The 19,182-nt window shown below is 68.2% G+C and carries 18 protein-coding genes; 5 read left to right on the top strand and 13 right to left on the bottom strand.

From position 1 onward, the window contains the following. Positions 1–20: 20 nt before the first annotated feature. From JOF42_RS06755 to JOF42_RS06740, 4 genes are all read right to left on the bottom strand, one after another. The gene (locus JOF42_RS06755) at positions 21–1,730 is read right to left on the bottom strand and encodes an ABC transporter ATP-binding protein (RefSeq protein WP_210097161.1); all 1,710 of its coding nucleotides are present in this window, start codon (positions 1,728–1,730) and stop codon (positions 21–23) included. Continuing rightward, a complete protein-coding gene (locus tag JOF42_RS06750; protein WP_210097160.1) occupies positions 1,727–2,677 on the bottom strand; it encodes an ABC transporter permease in 951 nt (316 codons plus the stop codon). Before JOF42_RS06750 ends, JOF42_RS06755 begins: the two co-directional genes overlap by 4 nt. A 49-nt stretch (positions 2,678–2,726) precedes the next feature. Then, positions 2,727–3,731, bottom strand: a complete 1,005-nt coding sequence (locus JOF42_RS06745) for an ABC transporter permease (protein ID WP_210097159.1) — start codon at positions 3,729–3,731, stop codon at positions 2,727–2,729. 86 nt (positions 3,732–3,817) lie between these two features. Further along, positions 3,818–5,491 carry an ABC transporter substrate-binding protein gene (locus JOF42_RS06740; protein WP_210097158.1) on the bottom strand — a complete coding sequence of 558 codons (1,674 nt, stop codon included), beginning with the start codon at positions 5,489–5,491 and terminating at the stop codon, positions 3,818–3,820. Positions 5,492–5,660: 169 nt separating this feature from the next. Between JOF42_RS06740 and JOF42_RS06735 the strand changes: the two genes are divergently transcribed. Further along, the gene (locus tag JOF42_RS06735; protein WP_210097157.1) at positions 5,661–6,581 is read left to right on the top strand and encodes a sugar kinase; all 921 of its coding nucleotides are present in this window, start codon (positions 5,661–5,663) and stop codon (positions 6,579–6,581) included. 33 nt (positions 6,582–6,614) lie between these two features. Here the strand turns inward: JOF42_RS06735 and JOF42_RS06730 are convergent, their stop codons facing one another. The 5 genes from JOF42_RS06730 to JOF42_RS06710 are packed head-to-tail and all read right to left on the bottom strand — an operon-like array spanning position 6,615 to position 12,118. Beyond that, on the bottom strand, positions 6,615–7,481 hold the full coding sequence (locus tag JOF42_RS06730) for a MurR/RpiR family transcriptional regulator (protein WP_210097156.1): 867 nt from the start codon (positions 7,479–7,481) through the stop codon (positions 6,615–6,617). Between the two features lie 14 nt (positions 7,482–7,495). Continuing rightward, positions 7,496–9,010, bottom strand: coding sequence for a glycoside hydrolase family 3 protein (locus JOF42_RS06725; protein ID WP_210097155.1), 1,515 nt, complete (start codon positions 9,008–9,010; stop codon positions 7,496–7,498). After that, on the bottom strand, positions 9,007–9,840 hold the full coding sequence (locus JOF42_RS06720) for a carbohydrate ABC transporter permease (protein WP_056515922.1): 834 nt from the start codon (positions 9,838–9,840) through the stop codon (positions 9,007–9,009). The genes JOF42_RS06725 and JOF42_RS06720 overlap by 4 nt, the downstream gene beginning before the upstream one ends. Beyond that, positions 9,837–10,814 carry a carbohydrate ABC transporter permease gene (locus JOF42_RS06715; RefSeq protein ID WP_210097154.1) on the bottom strand — a complete coding sequence of 326 codons (978 nt, stop codon included), beginning with the start codon at positions 10,812–10,814 and terminating at the stop codon, positions 9,837–9,839. The genes JOF42_RS06720 and JOF42_RS06715 overlap by 4 nt, the downstream gene beginning before the upstream one ends. A 14-nt stretch (positions 10,815–10,828) precedes the next feature. Continuing rightward, positions 10,829–12,118, bottom strand: a complete 1,290-nt coding sequence (locus tag JOF42_RS06710) for a sugar ABC transporter substrate-binding protein (protein ID WP_210097153.1) — start codon at positions 12,116–12,118, stop codon at positions 10,829–10,831. A gap of 143 nt (positions 12,119–12,261) precedes the next feature. On the opposite strand from JOF42_RS06710, the gene JOF42_RS06705 reads away from it, so the two are divergent. The 4 genes from JOF42_RS06705 to JOF42_RS06690 all read left to right on the top strand — a co-directional run bounded on the left by JOF42_RS06705 (position 12,262) and on the right by JOF42_RS06690 (position 15,564). After that, entirely contained in the window at positions 12,262–13,521 is a 1,260-nt protein-coding gene (locus JOF42_RS06705) for an LCP family protein (protein WP_210097152.1), read from the top strand. Between the two features lie 17 nt (positions 13,522–13,538). Then, positions 13,539–14,399: a spermidine synthase gene (locus JOF42_RS06700; RefSeq protein ID WP_210097151.1), complete on the top strand. Its 861-nt coding sequence runs from the start codon at positions 13,539–13,541 to the stop codon at positions 14,397–14,399. Between the two features lie 103 nt (positions 14,400–14,502). After that, positions 14,503–15,030, top strand: coding sequence for a hypothetical protein (locus tag JOF42_RS06695; protein ID WP_210097150.1), 528 nt, complete (start codon positions 14,503–14,505; stop codon positions 15,028–15,030). Between the two features lie 45 nt (positions 15,031–15,075). Next, complete coding sequence (locus JOF42_RS06690) at positions 15,076–15,564, top strand: SprT-like domain-containing protein (protein WP_210097149.1); 489 nt, start codon at positions 15,076–15,078, stop codon at positions 15,562–15,564. A 25-nt stretch (positions 15,565–15,589) separates the two neighbouring features. Here JOF42_RS06690 and JOF42_RS06685 read toward each other — a convergent pair whose 3' ends face one another. The 4 genes from JOF42_RS06685 to JOF42_RS06670 form a co-directional block, all read right to left on the bottom strand. Continuing rightward, entirely contained in the window at positions 15,590–16,102 is a 513-nt protein-coding gene (locus tag JOF42_RS06685) for a DUF3054 domain-containing protein (protein ID WP_210097148.1), read from the bottom strand. 73 nt (positions 16,103–16,175) lie between these two features. Next, positions 16,176–16,832, bottom strand: coding sequence for a 2-phosphosulfolactate phosphatase (locus JOF42_RS06680; protein WP_210097147.1), 657 nt, complete (start codon positions 16,830–16,832; stop codon positions 16,176–16,178). An 82-nt stretch (positions 16,833–16,914) separates the two neighbouring features. Then, a complete protein-coding gene (locus tag JOF42_RS06675) occupies positions 16,915–18,384 on the bottom strand; it encodes an ABC transporter permease (protein WP_210097146.1) in 1,470 nt (489 codons plus the stop codon). Beyond that, complete coding sequence (locus tag JOF42_RS06670; protein WP_210097145.1) at positions 18,381–19,142, bottom strand: ABC transporter ATP-binding protein; 762 nt, start codon at positions 19,140–19,142, stop codon at positions 18,381–18,383. Before JOF42_RS06670 ends, JOF42_RS06675 begins: the two co-directional genes overlap by 4 nt. Between the last annotated feature and the right edge of the window lie 40 nt (positions 19,143–19,182).

The following is a 19,182-nucleotide window of genomic DNA, read 5'->3' as shown; positions in this document are numbered from 1 at the left end:
AGAAGGTCGACCGGATCGCCTCAGGAGGCGATGTTGAGCTCGTTCCCGGGGATCGACGCCAGCAGACGTCGCGTGTACGGATCGCGTGGGTTCGTGAAGATCTCCTCCGACGAGGCCGCCTCCACGAGCGATCCGTCCTTCATCACGCACACGTAGTCGCTGATGAGGCGCACCACAGCCAGGTCATGCGAGATGAACAGGTAGCTGAGTCCGTACTCGCGCTGCAGGTCTCCGAGCAGGTTCAGGATCTGGTCCTGCACGAGCACGTCGAGAGCCGACACCGGTTCGTCGCACACGATGAGCTCGGGCGACAGCGCGAGCGCACGGGCGATCGCGACGCGCTGGCGCTGACCGCCGGAGAGCTCCGACGGGTAGCGCCGGAGCATCGACTGCGGCAGCGCCACATCGTCGAGCAGCTGGCGTACGCGCTTGCGGCGGTCGGCACCGCTCCCCCGCTTGTAGAAGTCGAGCGGCTCGGCGATCAGTCGCTCGATCGTGAACATCGGGTTCAGACTCGAGTACGGATCCTGGAAGATCGGCTGCACCTTCTGGCGGAAGTCGCGCGTCTCGGCCTTGGTGAGCGAGGCGACGTCCTTGCCCTCGTAGCGGATCAGCCCGCTGGTCGGCTCGATGATCTTCAGCAGCATCCGCGCCGTCGTCGTCTTGCCCGACCCCGACTCACCCACGATCGCGACCGTCTCACCGCGCGGGATCGCGAGAGACACGTCGTTCACGGCGACGAAGTCCTCCTTCTGCCCGCGCACCGGATACACCTTGGTGAGGTGCTCGAACTCGACGATGTTGTCGGCGGCGGTCGCGGTGCCCGGAGCCTCGGCGTCCGCAGACCCCTCGGCATCCGACGACGCAGCCTGCCTGTCCTCCACGCGGAAGGCCTCGGGCCGAAGACGCGCTGCAGCCACCGACGGCGCCGCCTGCACGAGAGACTGCGTGTACGGATGCTGGGGATCCTCGAGGATCTGCTTCGCGGGCCCCTGCTCGACGACCTTGCCGCGGTGCATCACGATGACCCGCTCGGCCCGTTCGGCCGCGAGGCCCAGATCGTGAGTGATGAGCAGCACGGCGGTGCCGAGCTCCCGCGTCATCTCACCGATCTGATCGAGGATCGTCTGCTGCACCGTGACGTCGAGCGCGCTCGTCGGCTCATCGGCGATCAGCAGACGCGGCTTGCACGCCAGACCGATCGCGATCAGAGCGCGTTGGCGCATACCGCCCGAGAACTCGTGCGGATACTGCTTCGCGCGGCGTTCCGGATCCGGCAGCCCCGCGGCGGTGAGGGCCTCGACGACCTTCTGCTGCACGTTCTGCCGTGTGGCGAGTCCGTGCGCGAGCAGCGTCTCGGCCACCTGAGTGCCGATCTTGGCGACCGGGTTGAGGTTCGACATCGGATCCTGCGGCACGAGCCCGATGTCGCGACCACGGATCATCCGCAGCTCGTTCTCCGGGGCGTGGGCGATCTCGCGACCGTCGAGGCGGATGCTGCCGGCAGCCACGCGCCCGCCGCCGGCGAGCAGGCCGATGATCGCCATCGCGGTCGTCGACTTGCCCGACCCCGACTCCCCCACGATCGCGACGGTCTGCCCCGGTGCGATCTCGAGGTCGACGCCCTCGACCGCGTGCACGACGCCGTCCATGGTGGCGAAGTCGACGGCGAGGCCCTCGACCGACAGCAGCGGTGCGTTCGGCACCTGGTTCTCTTTCGCAGCGCTCATCGTGCTCTCGTCCTCGGGTCCATGGCCTCGCGCAGCGCTTCACCGAACAGGGTGAAGCCGAGCGCGGTGACCGCGATGCAGATACCTGGCAGGAATGCCAACCACGGTGCGATGGCGAGTTCCGCCTGCGCGTATGTGAGCATGCGCCCCCACTCGGCCGTCTCGGGGCGACCGCCGCCGAGACCGAGGAACGACAGCGCCGCCGCATCGATGACGGCGGTGGCGAGCGTGAGTGTCCCCTGCACGATCACCGGGCCGATGGCGTTGGGCAGCACGTGCGACATCGTGATCTGGCCTCGACCGAGACCCAGGGTCTGGGCCGACAGCACGTAGTCGCTGGATCGCTGCTGCAGCATCGACGCGCGCAGCAGTCGGGCGAAGATCGGCACCTGCGAGGCACCGATCGCGATCATCACCGCGAACGGCGTCTGACCGAGGATCGCCGCGATCGAGACGGCCAGCAGCAGGTTCGGGACCGACAGGATGATGTCGACGATGCGCATGATCACCGTGTCGACCCAGCCGCCGAAGGTGCCGGCCAGAAGCCCCAGCACCATGCCGCCGACGAGACCCAGCGCCGTCGAGATGACGCCGACGAGCAGTGACGCCTGGGCACCCCAGATGAGCTTGGAGAGTACGTCGCCGCCGAAGCGGTCGAGGCCGAGCGGGAATCCGGGCAGCTCCCCTGGTCCGGGGATGTACGTCGGCGTGATGTACTTCGCCCCGGGCAGGGCCGTCTCGGGGTACGGGGCCAGAACCGGTGCGAGTGCCGCCACCAGAAGGAAGGCGAGCACGATGCCCGCGCCGATCCAGGCGGTGGGGTTGCGCCGGAGACGTCGGAACACGTCTCGCCAGAAGCCTCCCGGTCCGTCCTTCAGATCGGATTGGGCGATGGCGACGGTGTCGATGATCCCGCCGCCCTGTGCGGGTGGGAGTGCGACGCTCATGACGTCACCTCTTTTCGGAGAACGATCTTGCAGAGGCCGAGACGGGACATCACTGCACCCTCACTCTCGGATCGATGAAGCTGTACGACACGTCGACCGCGAGGTTGATCAGCGCGTACGCGATGGCGATGAAGATGATGAAGCCCTGCAGCACCGGGAAGTCCCTGGTGAAGATCGCTCGGGCCAGGAAAGAGCCGATCCCGGGGAACGCGAAGACGGTCTCGGTGAGCACGGCACCCGAGATCAGGAGTCCGGTCTGCAGGCCGATCGTCGTGATGACGGGCAGCATCGCGTTGCGCAGGATGAACCTGTTGCGCAGCGTCGACGATCCGACGCCCTTGGCTCGACCGGTGCGCACGTAGTCGGCGTTCTGCACCTCCAGGACACTGGCCCTGGTGATGCGGACGATGATGGCGAGCGGGATCGTTCCGAGTGCGAGGGCGGGAAGCACCAGGTGCAGCAACGCGTCCCACGACGCATCGAACTCCCCGGTGATGATCCCGTCCCACACGTAGAACCCCGTGGGATGCGTCGCGTCTATTCGCGGGTTCTGCCGGCCGTCGGACGGCAGCCAGCCCAGCTGCACCGCGAAGACGTACTTCAGGATGAACGCCAGGAAGAACACCGGGATCGTGATGCCGATCAGGCTCATGACCACGGAGGCGTGGTCGGTGAACTTGCCGTGGCGGCGGGCCGCCCAGTATCCGAGCGGTATCCCGACGCCGATCGCGAAGATGAGCGCCAGGACGCTCAGCTCGATCGTCGCGGGGAAGCGCCGGAAGAACTCCTCCGTCACGGGTCGGTTCGTCTGGATCGACGTTCCGAAGTCACCCTGAAGGAGTCGTCCGACCCAGATGAAGTACTGCTCGATGAGTGGCTTGTTGAAGCCGTAGAGCTCGTTGACCCTGGCGATGGCATCCGGAGTCGCCTTCTCACCGAGAAGTGCGACGGCGGGGCCGCCCGGCAGGGCCCTGACCCAGGCGAACAGCAGGATGCTGAGGCCGATCAGGGTGGGGATGAGGAAAAGCAGTCGCCTGCCGATGGTACGTAGCAAGAGGTCTCCGTTGATCAGAAGGTACGCCGGTCCCGGGCCCCCGCGACGAGCGCGGAGACCCGGGTGGGCATCTCAGTCGGTCAGACCTACTTGGTGAGGACGATGTCCGTGAAGACCTCGTCGTTCACCGGGCTGGCGGGGTAGCTCTTCACACGCGGGTCGAACGCCAGTGTGGGCGCCGGGTGCGCGAGCGGGACGCCCGGGATGAACTGCGCGACCATCTCGTTGATCTCCTCGTAGAGCGCGGTCTGGTCCTCGAGGTTCGAGACGCCGCGCGCTTCGTTGAGCTTCTGGAACAGCTCGGGGTTGTCGAAGCCCCACTCCGAGCTCTTCTGGCCGAAGAAGACGCCGACGAAGTTGTCGGTGTCGTTGTAGTCGCCGGTCCAGCCGAGCAGGTGGATGCCGTGGTCGGACGTGCCGGTGGTGCGGTCGAGGTACTCCACCCACTCCTCCGAGACCGGGGTGGTCTCGACGCCGACCTCGGAGAGCTGCGACGACAGCACCGTGAAGATCTGCTCGGGGTCCGGCATGTACGGACGGGAGACGTTGACCGGGTAGTTGAAGGTCAGCTTCAGCGGGTTCGACTCGTCGTACCCTGCCTCGGCGAGCAGTTCCTTGGCCTTCTCGGGGTCGTAGTCGTAGGTCGTGACGTCGGGGTTGTAGCCGTTGACGACCTCGGGAACGAACTCGATCGCCTTCTGCGTGCCCTCGGGGAGCACCTGGCTGATCAGCGCGTCTTTGTCGACCGCGTACGAGAGCGCTTCGCGGACCTTCGGGTCCTGCAGCTCAGGCACGGCCTGGTTGAACGCCAGGTAGAGGATCGTGAACGGAGGGCGCGACACCATGGTGAAGCCGTCGTCCTCGAGCGCCTTGGTGTCGGCGGGTCCGACGAGGTCGTACCCGTCGATCGAGCCGGACTCGAGAGCCTGGCGACGAGCGGTCGGGTCGTCGATCGTGCGGAAGATGATCTCGTCGATCTGTCCGGCGTCGCCCCAGTAGTCGTCGTAGGCCTTCAGCGTGACCTGCTCGCCCGGCGCCCACTCGTCGAACTGGTAGGGGCCGGTGCCGACCGGGTGACCCATCGCGTACTCGGAGAGCACGGGAGCCTCGGCCGAGCCGCTGACGTCATCGGCACCGAACTCCTGCAAGGCCGACGGGCTCTGCATCGAGAACGACGGAAGCGAGAGCGACGCGACGAAACCGGCGAACGGCTTGTTCAGCTCGATCGTGACCGAGAGGTCGCCGTCAGGCGTGCAGGACTTGTACACGGCATCCGCCGCGTTCTCCTTGTAGCCCTTGAAGAGCTTGTTGTAGTAGTAGCCGAAGGCTTCGGAGGCCGCGAGGCCCGTCCAGTTGTACCAGCGGTCGAAGTTCGCGCACACGGCCTCGGCGTTGAACGGGGTGCCGTCGTGGAAGGTGACGTCCTTCTTCAGCTCGAAGGTGTGGCTCATGCCGTCTTCGGACGATTCCCACGACTCGGCGAGGAGCGGAGCGGGGTCGGCCGTGCCGGGCTCGGTGCCCACGAGTCCCTCGAACATCTGTCGGGAGACGCGGAAGCTCTCACCGTCCTGGGCGAATGCCGGGTCGAGGCTGGCGGGATCCGACGATGCGGCGAACACGAACGTGCCGTCGACATCTCCGGATGCCTCTCCGCCGTCGTCGCCGCGCTCGCTGGCGACGCATCCCGAGAGGACCAGCGCGGCGAGCGCTGCTCCCGTGACGGCGATGAGACCTCGCCGACGCATGACTTCATGGTGCATTGTGTGACCTTCCTGTCGAGCGCTGCAGTGCGCGTTCCGGAGGCGTCGTCGACTCCGGAAACGGTGATGCCTCGACGCTACCCAGTGGGCATACCGATGCAAAACACTTCCAGGTTGCATTCCGGTATCGGAAGTTCCCCCCTCCGACCGATCCGGTAATGTCCAGAACGTGCCCGACACTTCCGCTCTCGCCGTCTGCGTCGGCGAAGGTCTGGTCTCCTTCGTCCCCGCCACGGCCGGCCCCCTCGAAGAAGCGCGGACGTTCCACCGCTCACTGGCCGGAGCGGAGTGGAACACGGCGATCGCGCTGGCTTCGGCCGGCATCCGCACCGCTGTCGTATCGAGGGTCGGTGACGACGGATTCGGACGCTTCCTCACCGCCGAGCTGCGTCAGCACGGGGTCGACGGCCGCGGCATCGAGATCGACCCGGATGCTCCCACCGGCCTCTATGTGAAGGAGCTTTCGTCGGGTCCCGACGGCTCGATCGACGGGACGATGCACTACTACCGCTCGGGTTCCGCGGCCTCGGCGATGTCGCCCGACACCTTCGAGTCGTCCCCCGCATCCGACCTGCTCGCCGAGTCCGCGCTGGTGCACACCTCGGGCATCACCCCCGCGCTCTCCGACTCGACGAGGGCTGCGCAGGATGCCCTGTTCGATGCACCGCGCGAGGGCCGCCTGATCAGCTTCGATGTGAACTGGCGGCCCGCACTGTGGCGAGGTCGAGAGGATGAGGGGCGCGCAGTGATCGCGTCCTATGCCCGCCGCGCCGACATCGTGTTCTGCACGCAGCCCGATGCCGAGGCCGTGTTCGGCACGGCCGACCCCGATCGCCTGCGCGAGCTGTTCCCCGAAGCGCGGTATCTGATCGCCACGAGCCGGTCCGGCGCCGTGTCCTTCGACGGGTCCGAGCGCACCGAGAGCGAGGCACTCGATGTGCCGGTCGTCGAGTCGATCGGCGCGGGAGATGCGTTCGCCGCCGGCTTCCTCGCCGGCATCCTCACCGGACTGTCACTCACGGGCAGCCTCGCCCGGGCTCATCGGATCGCCACGCGGGCGCTGATCAGCACCCGCGATCACGTGGTCTGACACGGGACCCCGCACGACAGCGCGGGGGTGTTCTCAGCGACGTCGTCTCGAGGCCGCCGCATCGTGCGTCAGCTGCAGCGGGATCACGACAGGCTCTCCCCTGTGCTGCACGACACGCACGAACAGGATGTCGACGAGGGCGAGCTGCGCGATGCGACTCGACATCGCCGCCATGCGGAACGGCGACTCCTGCGCGTAGGTGAGCAGCACGAGATCAGCCGCGAGGGCGAGCGTCGAGTCGGGCGCGCTGGTGACCGCGACCGACAGCGCACCGGCGTCGCGGGCGACCTCCACGGCACGAACGACCTCGTGGGTCTCCCCGCTGTGCGAGAAGGCGATCACCACATCCTCTGGCGTGCGCAGCGACGCGGTGGTCAGCGCGAGGTGCGGATCGGCCGAGTGCGCGACGGAGCATCCGATGCGGGCCAGCTTCTGCTGGAGGTCCTGCGCCGTGAGGGACGACGCCGCCTGACCGAACAGATCGACATGCCGCGCGGCGACCAGCGCGAGGGCGACACGGTCGAGGGAGGCGGCATCGAGGCCGAGCGCGGTCTTCTCGATCGCGTCGATCTCCTGTGCGGCGAGCTTGGCGGCGATCGCGGCCGGCTCGTCATCCGGATCGATCGCCGTGGTGTCGAGTCCGAAGCGTGCCTGCTGCGCCTGCGCGAGTGTCACCGTGCGGGCGACGGCGACCCTGAGCTCGCGATACCCGCTGAAGCCGAGGGACTGCGCGAACCTCGCCACCGTCGAGAGCGACGTGTGGCAGAGCTGGGCGAGGTCGTTGATCGCGAGGTCCACGACGAGCGTGGGGTCGCCGAGTATCGTCTCCGCGACTCGTGCCTCTGCGGCACTCAGGCGGGGAACGGATCGGCGCACCAGCGCGAGAACGTCTGCGTCCACGGTGTCATCCTGCCTCAGTCGGCCGGATCTGTGTCGGGGCGTGACGTCACATCGTCGTGGACCGAGCTCGCGATCAGTCGCTCGCGTGCCGCACGCGCGCCGATCAGGCTGGCCGCTCCGACCTCGACGACCGGTACGGCCAAGAGGCGCTGCGGTGCGAGTCCGACGTTGACGACGACCGCGCCGGGGTCCCGCGTCGCCGCTCGGTCGACCAGGGCACGTTGGGCCTCGTCCGCGTCGGCGCGGTCGATCAGGATCACCGTGAGTCCGTCGTCGTCGACGGCGGCGTCCAGAGCGGCATCCTGCTCTGCGAGCGGGGCACGGGCCACGTCGACGCGCACGCGATATCCGTCGCCGGCGAGCGCCTCGGCGACGTACGCGGACGCGCTGTCGACCGCGAGCGTGGATCGGCGCCGCGCATCGACCACGGCCAGCGCCTCGGCATCCGCGGTCGCACCCGTCACCGCGCGCCCGACGATCTCGCTCGCGTCGAAGTCGGACGGAGCGTCGGCCGAACCGGCGCGCCTGCGCAGCGTCGCAGCCAGCACTCCGACGCGGCGTGCCGCCTCCTCGACACGTGCGCGAGACAGCGTGCCGTCGCGCAGGGCGGCCACGATCCCGTCACGCGCCTCGTGGAAGTCGCGCTGGTCCTGATCGGGGAGAGTCGCCTCGCCGCGATTGGTGGGGTTTCCGATGCACAGCAGGTCGGCGCCGGCGGCGAGGGCCTTCGCTGCCCCCGCTCCGATGCCGACGGTCTCGCGGATCGCCGCCATGTCGAGGGCGTCCGTGATGATCACGCCGTCGAAGCCCCAGTCGCGCAGCATCCCGAGCACGCGGGCGTTGAGCGTCGCGGGCTGCGGTCCCCAGGCGGGGACGACGATGTGCGCGGTCATGATCGAATCGACGCCTGCGGCCACAGCCGCTCGGAAGGGCTCGAGGTGAACCCTCTCGAATTCCTCGATGTCGAGAGAGATCTCCGGCAGCGCGTGGTGCGAGTCCAGATGGGTGTCGCCGTGACCGGGGAAGTGCTTGACGCAGGCCGCCGCAGCACCGCTCTGGATGCCGTCGACGGCCGCCAGCACGTGTCGCGAGACGACCGCCTCGTCGCTGCCGAACGAACGGACACCGATCACCGGGTTGCGCGGGTCGGTGTTCACATCGGCGACCGGGCCGAGCACCACGTTGCCGCCGATCGCCGCGACACGTCGAGCGAGCTCCGCGCCCGACGCTCTCGTCGCCTCGACGTCGTCGACGATGCCCAGCTGAGCCGCGCCCGGGAGCGTCGACCCGGTGGCGGACTCGAGGCGGGTGACGTTGCCGCCCTCCTCGTCGATGCCGATCAGGGCGTCGGGGTTCGCGCGAAGGATCCGAGCACTCAACTCGGACAGCTCGTCGCCGATGTTCTGGCCGAAGTAGACCACACCGGCGAGGCCGGCCTCGAGCTCTGCGACGAGCCATTGCGGAGCCTCGGTTCCGAGGAACCCGGGCCACAGCACCGCATTCGCGAGTCGTTCGAGCTCGTCGGTCATCCCTTCACCGCTCCTGCCACCATGCCGGCCGAGAGCCGACGCTGCACGATCACGAAGAAGATCATGACGGGGATCGTGATGATCGTCGACGCGGCCATGATGCTGCCCCAGTCGTTGGAGTGCAGGCCGAAGAACGACTTGAGACCGATCGACACCGTGTACTGGTCGGTCGCGCTGCCGAGGATCGTCATCGCGAAGATGAACTCGTTCCAGGCCGTGATGAAGCTGAAGATACTGGTCGCGACCAGACCAGGCATCACGAGCGGCAGCAGGATCGAGCGGAACATCCGCCACCAGCTGGCACCGTCGATGTACGCGGCCTCCTCGAGCTCCACCGGGACGGCGGCGACGAATCCGCGCAGCATCCAGATTCCGAACGCGAGCGAGAGGGCGACGTAGACGACCATCAGACCCAGGATGCTGTTGAGCAGTCCGAGGCTCTTCACCTGGAGGAACAGCGGGATCACGAGGGCTTCGAGCGGCACCATCTGCACGACGAGGATCATCATGAGGATCGTGGTGCGGAACTTGAAGCGGAAGCGAGCGACCGCGACGGCAGCGAGCAGACACACCAGAGCGCTGACGAGGACCGTGACGAGAGCCACGATCGCGGAGTTGCGCAGGTAGGTGCCGAAACCGCCGTCGGTGAGCACGAACGCGAAGTTGTCGAATGTGAACTCCTGCGGCAGCAGGGACTGTCCTCCGCTGGACGCCTTGGCGTCGAGTGCGCTGGAGACCATCCAGTACACGGGGAAGAGCGTGAAGATCAGCACGGCCGCGATCGCGATACCGGTGCCGACCCGCGACATGACAGACGGGCGGGGGTTCACAGCTCGTCCTCCTTCATGAGGGAGCGGATGTACACGATCGTGATGCCGATCAGGACGAGGGTGAGGAGCACGGCGAGCGCGGCACCGAACCCGTAGCGGTTCTGCCCGAAGGACTCGACGTACGACCAGACTCCGAGGTTCAGCACGGATCGGTTGCCGCCGCCTCCGCCGGGCATCAGGTAGACCTGCGCGAAGACCTTGAAGTCCCAGATCGTCGACAGGATGATCACGACCGAGAAGACGGGCTTGAGGGTCGGGAAGATGATCTTCCAGAAGCGCATCCAGGCGTTGGCGCCGTCGAGGGCCGCCGCCTCGAGCATCTCCTTCGAGACGCCGAGGAGACCGGCGAGGACCGTGATGGCGACGAACGGGAAGCCATGGTGCACGACGTTCAGCAGCACGATCGCGTAGAACGACCACTGGTTGGTGAACCAGTTCACCGGGTCGTCCATCAGGCCGAGATCCTGCAGGACGGTGTTGAAGATGCCACGGTCGGCGTCGAAGATGAACGTCCAGACGTAGGTTCCGGTGACGGCGGGCATCGCCCAGGCCACCATGATGCAGCTCGAGACGATGGTTCGCCAGACCGGGCCCAGCTTCGCGAGCAGCAGGGCGACGAGCGTGCCGACGGCGACGGTGACGAACACCGCGACGGCTGCGAAGCCGACCGTGTTCGGGAGCACGACCGTCCAGAGTGTCGGGTTGGTGAGCGCCTCGACGTAGTTGTCGATGCCGATCCAGTTGTTCTCACCGGTGTTGATCTCGCGCAGGCCGTAGTCCTGCAGCGAGAAGATGAAGACCTGGATGAGCGGCCAAAGCATGAGCACCGCGAGGATGACCAGCCCGGGAGCGAGAAGGAGCCAGGGGCGGGCCGTGAGCAGCGAGAGTCCTCGCTTGCGCGGCCGGCCACCGGCCACGGAGGCGGAGGTGGACTCCGCCTTCGTGGCCGGCAGTGGCGCTTGCACCATCGACATGAAGGGATACAGCCTTACTTGTTGAGCAGCTCGGTCATCTCAGCAGCGGCATCCTTGGTCGCCGTGTCGACGTCCTTCTGCCCGCTGAGGATGGCCTGGATCATCGAGTTGGTCGTCTTCTTCGCCTGGACCGCACCGAAGTTCGGGGTGACCGGCACGGATGCGCCACCCTCGACCATCTGCTGCGCGAACGGAGCGACGAGCGGGTCGGTCGAGGCCAGTGCCTCTTCCATCGCGGACTGGACGCCCGGGAAGTATCCGGTCTCGTCGGCCCACTTCTCGGCGAACTCGCCCGTGGTCATGAGCTTGACGAACTCCCACGCGAGGTCGGCGTTCTTGGTGGTGTTGAAGACCGAGAGGTGCGAGCCGCCGAGCACGGACGGAGCGATGCCGCCGTCTTCGCCGGGGATCACTGCAGCGCCGATCTTGCCCTCGAGGTCGGGGTTCGCCTCGATGAGGGCCTTGGGGGTCCACGAGCCGGAGAGCATCATGGCGACGTTGCCCTGCGTGAACGAGTCACGGAGGTCGGTCTCCTTCCAGGTGGTCGCACCGGCGGACGAGAAGCCGTGCTCGGTCGCGAGACCGGTGTAGAACTCGATGCCGGCACGCGACTCATCGCTGTCGAGCTCGCTCGTCCAGGTCTTGCCGTCGAGAGTCGCGATCTCGCCGCCCGCACCCCAGACCCAGGGGTAGACCTGGAACTCGGCGTCGCCCGCGACGGGGAAGGGCAGCATGTCGGGCTTGGCTGCCTTGATGGCCTCGCCCGCGGTGACGATGTCGTCCCACGTCTTGGGAGCCTCGAGACCGAGCTCCTCGAAGACGTCGGTGCGGTAGACGATCGAACGCACTCCGGCGTACCACGGCATGCCGTAAAGCTTCTCGTCGTAGGTGCCGGCGACGGCGAGGCCCTCGACCAGGTCGTCGCGCAGGCCCTTCTCACCGTCGACGTACTCGTCGAGCTCCTCGAGCGCGCCTGCGTCGGCGAACTCGGCGGTCCAGGTCGTGCCGGTCTCGGCGATGTCGGGCGTAGTGCCACCGGCGATCGACGTGACGAAGCGGTCGTGGGCGTCGGCCCACTGGATCTCCTCGATCTTGACCGTGGCTCCGGTCTCGTCTTCGAAGGCGTCCGATACCTCGTCGTAGAACGCGCTCGCGTCGGGGTTGGTGCCCTTCATGATCCAGACGGTGAGCTCCTGGCCCTCTCCGTCGACGGCTCCACCGTTGTCTGCGCCGCCGGCGCAGGCCGCCAGCCCCAGGGTGGCCACGGCGCCGAGCGCCACGGCCGGAAGAATGCGCTTGTGCATCAGGGTTCTCCTCTTTGAACGTCCTGGCGGCATCGGGTGCCTACCACGTAGGAAAAAGTATTCATCACTAACTAATTCCCTGCAAGTTATTCTCAGAAACGTCATGCGGCCGTAACATCGCCATCCCCGGGTAGGCTCGCCGCATGCCAGGGCCTCTCGACGACCCGAAGCGCGCAACGGTCGCGCGCCATGCCGATCTGCCGACACCCAGCGCGCTGTCGACCTTCCTCAAGCTGTTGGCGGTGGCTCTCGGCGTGCTCTTGGTCTCCTCCGTCGCGGTCGCGAGCTTCATCGTGATCGACGTGCTCAACCGGGTCGGAGAGGGGGCGGTCGCTCTCGAGGATGACGCCGAGATCGCTCCCCCGTCACTGGGCGCCTACCCGAGCGACAAGGCCTTCAGCATACTCATCGTCGGCACCGACGAGTGCGGCGAGATCTCCACGCAGCTGCTCGGCGAGCGTTGCGAGAAGGCGGACGGCGGCAGCCGCAATGACGTGAACCTGCTCGTGCACGTGTCGGCCGCACCGCGCAACGTCACGGTCGTGTCCTTCCCGCGAGACCTGATGGTCGAGGTGCCGGAGTGCACGCGAGAAGACGGATCGACGGCGTCAGCCATGTCGAAGGCTCCGCTCAACTCGCTCTTCGACCACGCGGGCATCTCGTGCGTCGCGAAGACCATCAGCGACCTCAGCGAGCTCCCGATCGAGTTCGCCGCCAAGATCAGCTTCGACGGCGTGATCTCGATCACCGACGCGATCGGCGGCGTCGAGGTGTGCGTCGCGGGCGACGGGATCCACGACTCGAAGGCGGGCATCGATCTGCCCGTCGGCACCCACACCGTCTCCGGTGCGAGCGCACTGGCGTTCATCCGTACGCGTCACGGAGTCGGCGACGAGAGCGACCTCGCCCGCATCTCGAACCAGCAGCAGTACATGTCGCGACTCGCGAAGAAGATACTGAGCGCCGAGACTCTGACCGACCCTGCCAAGGTGCTGCGGCTGATGAACACCGTCGCCGACAACATCGTGCCGAGCGAGTCGTTGAGCAACCCGCTGACGCTGACTCAGCTCGCCCTCGCCCTGAAGGACGTGCGTTTCTCGGACTTCGTGTTCGCGCAATACCCGAACCTGGACGACCCCGACAACCCCGGCATCAAGGTCGTGCCGAACTACGATGCCGCCGCCCCGCTGTGGGCCGCGCTCGTCGCCGGGGAGCCCATCGCGCTCTCGGGCGATGTCTCCACTCACCGGAGCGTGGAGCTCGCGACCCCCGCCCCGTCCGAGGGCACGACGGAGACACCCGCGCCCACCGCGACGCCCGAGACGCGGGCGACGCTGCCTCCGGAGATCTCGGGGCAGAGCGTCGACCAGGACACCTGCTCGGTCGGCAACCAGGCGAAGTGAGCGCGTAGTCTCGGAGCATGGGCAGGACGCGAGCGCGAGACACCGAGCATCCTCAGGCCAGACTCGACCACGGCGGCGTCGCGCGGATCATCCCGTCGGAGTTCACCAGCGGATTCGAGCTCATCGTCGACGACACCCCGCAGTCGCACGTCGACCTGGATGACCCGACGCACCTGCATTTCGAGTACATCGTGCGCATGGGCGCCGTGATCGACCAGCTGCCCGCCGGTCCCCTCACCGTCGTGCATCTGGGTGCCGGCGCCCTGACGATCCCCCGCTACATCGACGCGACGAGACCGGGGTCTCGACAGCAGGTCATCGAGCTCGAGGCTCCGTTGGTGACGCTCGTGCGGGAGCATCTGCCGCTTCCCAAGGGCGCGGCGATCCGATTGCGGATCGGCGACGCGCGTGAGGGCATCACACGACTGCCCCCGGCCATCGTCGGCAGCTGCGATCTGGTCGTCTCCGACGTCTACTCCGGCGCTCGGACCCCCGCGCACCTCACGAGCCTGGAGTTCTACCACGAGCTCTCCGCACTCCTCTCCCCCGGCGGCGTGCTGCTCGTGAACGTCGCCGACGGCCCCGGCCTGGCCTTCGCACGACGTCAGGTCGCGACGATCGCAGAGGTACTCCCCGAGATCGGCGTGCTCGCCGACACCCAGGTGCTCAAGGGGCGCCGCTTCGGCAACCTCGTGATCGCGGCTTCGGCCGCCCCGCTCCCCACCGAATGGCTCCCGCGGATGCTGGCCGCCGGTCCGCATCCGGCGAAGATCGCCCAGGGCGCAGAGGTGACGGCGTTCGTCCAGGGTGCGCGGGTGGTGACGGACGCGGATGCCGTGGCGTCACCGCGTCCGGATGCATCGCTGTTCCTGCGCTGAAGGCACGGATCCGGTTCCGGATGCGGAGCCCGTGGGGCGTGCCGCCCCGACGACGAGACGGTCGCGAGGCACACTGGACGGGGGACGCTGCGGAAGGAGAGCAATGAGTTTCATCCAGGGATACGACCAGGAGAGCCTTCGCGAGCTGGTCGACCTCGACGAGTGTTCGGCACGACTGGAGGAGATCGAGAACCAGCGGAGCCTTCCGGCGCTGCTCGAACGGGTCTGGCTCCTCAAGGTGCTGGATCGACTCGACGAAGCTCTGCCGCTGGCCGATGAAGCCGTGCGCCAGTCTCGTATGGCGGGCACCCGCAAGGACGTCCTCCGAGCACGGGTCCTGCACGCGACCGTCCTCCAGCACCGCGGCGCCCACGCCGCCGCCGAGCAGGAGCTCGCCACGTGCGCCGCCGAGGCCGAAGGGCAGCGCTGGGCGTCGATCGCCGCGTTCGCCCACCACCACCACGGTAAGAACGCCTACGAAGCCGGCGACTACGAGACGGCCCGCGAGAGCTTCAAACAGTCTCTGTTCCTGCGTCGGGAAGCCGGAGCCCAGGATCGTGAGCTCGAGACCGTGCTCCTCGCGATCGAGGCCGCCGAGCGACGGCGCACATCGCAGCTGGTCGCCGGCTGACGCGCCCCTGCCCGCGATGTCGGCGGCATGGCTTAGCCTGATCGCATGGCCGAACTTGACCGTGTGCGCGTCTGGGGCGAAGCACTGATCACGATGCATCTCGACGACAGCTGGTCGTTCGACTTCGACCATGCGAAACGTCGTGCGGGGCAGTGCGACTATTCGAAGAAGCGCATCACAGTGTCGCGGTATCTGGCTGCGCGGTTCGACGACGACGAGATCCACCAGGTGCTGCTGCACGAGGTCGCGCACGCACTGGCCGGGCACGAGGCGGCGCACGGCTCCGCGTGGAAGCGTGTGGCCCGCGATCTCGGCTACGTGGGCGGAACCACGCACCACGGCGAGACGGCCGTGGAACTCGCCCCGTGGGTGGGGCGGTGCCCGTCGGGCCACGTCACCTACCGCCATCGGCGCCCGTCGCGTGCGACCTCGTGCGCACGCTGCTCACGCTCGTACGACGCTCGCTACCTGTTCGACTGGACCCGACGCGAGATCAGCGCCGACACCCGGCTCGCCGCCCAGATGTCACGCTGACCCGATCGGGGTCAGCGCGTCGGGGTCAGCGCGTGTGGGGGTCGGAATCCGGAACGGCGTCGGGCCCGGATGCGTCGGGCGACTGCTCCGCGGCATCCTCCGACGAGGCGACCACACCGTCGTCGATCCGCTCGCCGCCTGCCGCCTCGGCCGCATCCGCGCCGCCGCTCTGCCGCTCGCGATGGGCACGCCGACGCAGCAGCGCCGCCACGGCCCGCCAGCCGACGAGGAAGATCCCGAGCACGAGCGTCGCCACGATGATGAACGCCACCTGCGCGGTGTCTCCCGAGACGACCCGCAGCAGCATCCCTCCGACGACCGTGACAGCCCAGACGACCGCGCCCCAGCCGAGTGACCACGGCCGACGCGGTCTGCCCGGAAGCAGAGCGGCGACGAGATGGCCGAGCAGGAGGGCGACGATGAACGGCCAGGCCGTGAGCAGGAAGCCACCGGGATCCTCGTCGTGCGATGCACGACCGATCACGGCGAACACGAGCACCAGCACGGCGTCGAGGACGAGAGCGGGGACGAACCTCATCTCACGACCCTACGTCGGAGCGTTCGAATAGTCCGTCGGATGCCCGGCCTGTTGCCGAGTACACGATGACCGCTCAGCCGAAGGCGACGAAGACGCCCTCACGGAGCACGGGGACGACATCATGCGCGTCGAGCTCGGCGGCACCGGCGGGCGTCACCGGGAGGAGACCCGCAGCCGTGATCCGCTCGGTCGCGGCGACTCCGTCGGCGATCTCGCGCGCTGATCCGCTGGCGTTGATCATGTGACGCAGGGCGCGCCGGAGCGCGCGGAACCCTTCGGCGGCGACGGCGGCGTCGGGTGCGGTGTGGTCGATGCCCAGATCGGTCAGCGCGGCGACGATCGCGCCCGCGCCGAGCTGGTCCTCCACCGCAAAGCGCACGGCCCCGGCAGCGTCGGCCTCCCCCGCGGCGATCACGGCGACCGAGGTCCGCGCCTGTCTGCGCTCCTGCAGCTCGGCGATCGCTCGTGCCACCGCCGAGGCGTTGCGGAGGCATCCGAGAAGGACCACCGAATCCTTCGCAGCGGCGGCGACCGCTGCACCGTTGCGCGACCAGCGCTCGGCATCGTCGAGCGAGACCGAGGCGCCGGATGCGACGGCATCCGCAACGGTCGACGAGAACCGCAGGACGTCGACCACCACGACGACGTCGGCGGGCGCGAGACGCCCGAGTCCCTCGACACCCCACTCGAGGCGCACCTGATACGTGGACTGATCGAACGGAGACGGCATCCGTCCAGCCTAGGACGAGCCCGTGCACGACCATGCCCCGATGACGGCACGTGTCATCGGGGCGTGGGTGACGGCGAACGGATCAGTCCGCGGCGAGCGCCTCCACAGGCACCACACGGGTGGCGAGCCTGGTCGGAGCGGCGGCCGCGACCAGGGTGAGCACGGCGGTCGCGACGACGATGATCACGATGGGCAGCCACGGCACGTGCGGCGCGACGAGGCCCGCCGGTTCGAAGTCCGGAAGCGTCGGCGTGGAGCCGAGCAGCGACTGCGCGGCGATCCACCCGTAGACCGTCCCGAGCACGAGACCGGTCAGAGTGGCCGCCACCGTGATGTGCGCGGCCTCGAGCAGCACCATGCGGCGCACCTGGCCGTTGGACAGACCGATGGAGCGCAGCAGTCCGAGCTCGCGACGGCGCTGGACGACTCCGATCGTCAGCAGGTTGACCAGGCCGACCGCCGCGATCACCGCAGACACGGCGACGAGCACCATCATCACCGCGGCGAAGGCGTCGAACGGCGTGAAGAACTCGGCCGGCGTCTCGCCGTCGACCTGACTGATCAGCATCTGCTTGACCGATTCGAGCGCGACGGCGAACATCGTGACCAGGGTGACCCCCATGACCACGCCGATGGCCATGCGCGACGAGCGCTCGGGGTAGCGCAGCGCGTTCTCGGCGGCGAGCCGGGCGGTGGCGCTCGACCCGAACATCCGCCCCACCAGTCGCAGCACGGGAGGCATGAACAGCACCGCTCCGAGCGCGAGCCCGGTGAACGACAGCAGCCCGCCGACGAACGCGACGACGACACCGAGCGGATGCACCAGCCCCACGACGACACCGGCCGCGAGCAGGAGCGCCCCGGCCACGAGCAGCACCCAGGCACCGACGTGACGGCCTGCGCGCGAGACCTCGTCGTGCGTGCGCTCGACCGAGCCGCCGATCGCCTGCAGCGGCGTGACGTCGAGCACCCGGCGCGACCCCGCCCAGGCAGCAGCCCAGGTCGTGAGGGCGACGCCGACAGCCGGCAGAGCGATGAAGGGCTGTGCGAGCGAGAAGCCCTCGGGAACGTTCGCGATCAGCTGGGAGCCGATCTGCACGCCGACCGCGGCGATCAGGAGACCGGCCAGCAGCCCCAGTGCGGCACCGATGACGCCGACGACGAATCCCTGCGTGCCCACCTCCGCGCGCTGTGACCGAGCGGTCGCACCGATCAGGCGCATGAGCGCGATCTGACGTGTGCGGCCGGCGATGATCGTCGAGAACGTGTTGGCGGTGACGATCGCCGCGACGTACATCGCGACTCCCGTGAGAAGGACGGAGAGCAGGCCGACGATGAAGGCGAGGGTCTCGCTGTCGCCGATGAACGGGTCGGCCTGCAGCACGGCGCCGAGGTACGCGGTGGTCTCGACCAGCACGACTCCGAAAGCGGCCGAGAGAGCGGCGACGAGGATGCTGGCGCCCATGCCCCGGTCACGCAACCATCCCAGGCGCGGTCCCGTCGCCGCGGTCTGCGGGACGACCGTGCGGATCGGGGATTCGACGGCGGTCATGCCGCCACCTCGGCAGCGAGCATGTAGGCCGAGATCTCCTCGGCGCTCTGACGGGGGTGGTCGGCGACGATGCGTCCGTCGCCGAGGAACAGCACCCGATCCGCGTGACTTGCCGCGATCGCGTCGTGGGTGACCATCGCGATGGACTGCCCGTGCTCGCGGCTCGCGGCGGCGAGCAGCTGCAGCACCTCTCGCCCGGTCTTCGAGTCGAGGTTCCCGGTCGGCTCATCGGCGAACACGAGGTCGGGCGCCGTCGCCAACGCCCGCGCGATCGCGACACGCTGCTGCTGGCCGCCCGAGAGCTGATGCGGACGATGCTGCAGCCGCGAGCCGAGCCCGAGGGTCTCGATCAGACCGTCGATGCGGGCCTTCTCGATCGCGCTCGGGCGCCGCCCGTCGAGTTCGAACGGCAGCATGATGTTGCCGTGCGCCGTGAGAGTGGGCACGAGGTTGAAGGCCTGGAAGATGAACCCGACGCGACGGCGTCGCAGGATCGTCAGATCGAGGTCGCCGAGGCCCGTGATCTCGGTGTCGCCGATCCACGCTCGCCCCTGCGTCGGGCTGTCGAGCCCCGCCATGATGTGCATCAGCGTGGATTTGCCCGAGCCGGAGGGGCCCATGATCGCGGTGAACTGACCGCGGCGGATGCCGACGCTGACGTCGTCGAGCGCGCGGACGGTGCTTTCGCCTGCGCCGTAGGTCTTGTCGAGGTGCTGGACGCGGGCCGCGAGGCCGAGGTCTGTGGTCGTGATCTCCATGCCTTCGACGCTACGGAGCACGACCACGCTGCCGCGTCGC

It is taken from the genome of Microbacterium phyllosphaerae (assembly GCF_017876435.1).
GTDB lineage: Bacteria > Actinomycetota > Actinomycetes > Actinomycetales > Microbacteriaceae > Microbacterium > Microbacterium phyllosphaerae.
The sequence above is the reverse complement of the archived record's forward strand: the minus strand, read 5'-3'. Positions and strand labels throughout refer to the sequence as shown.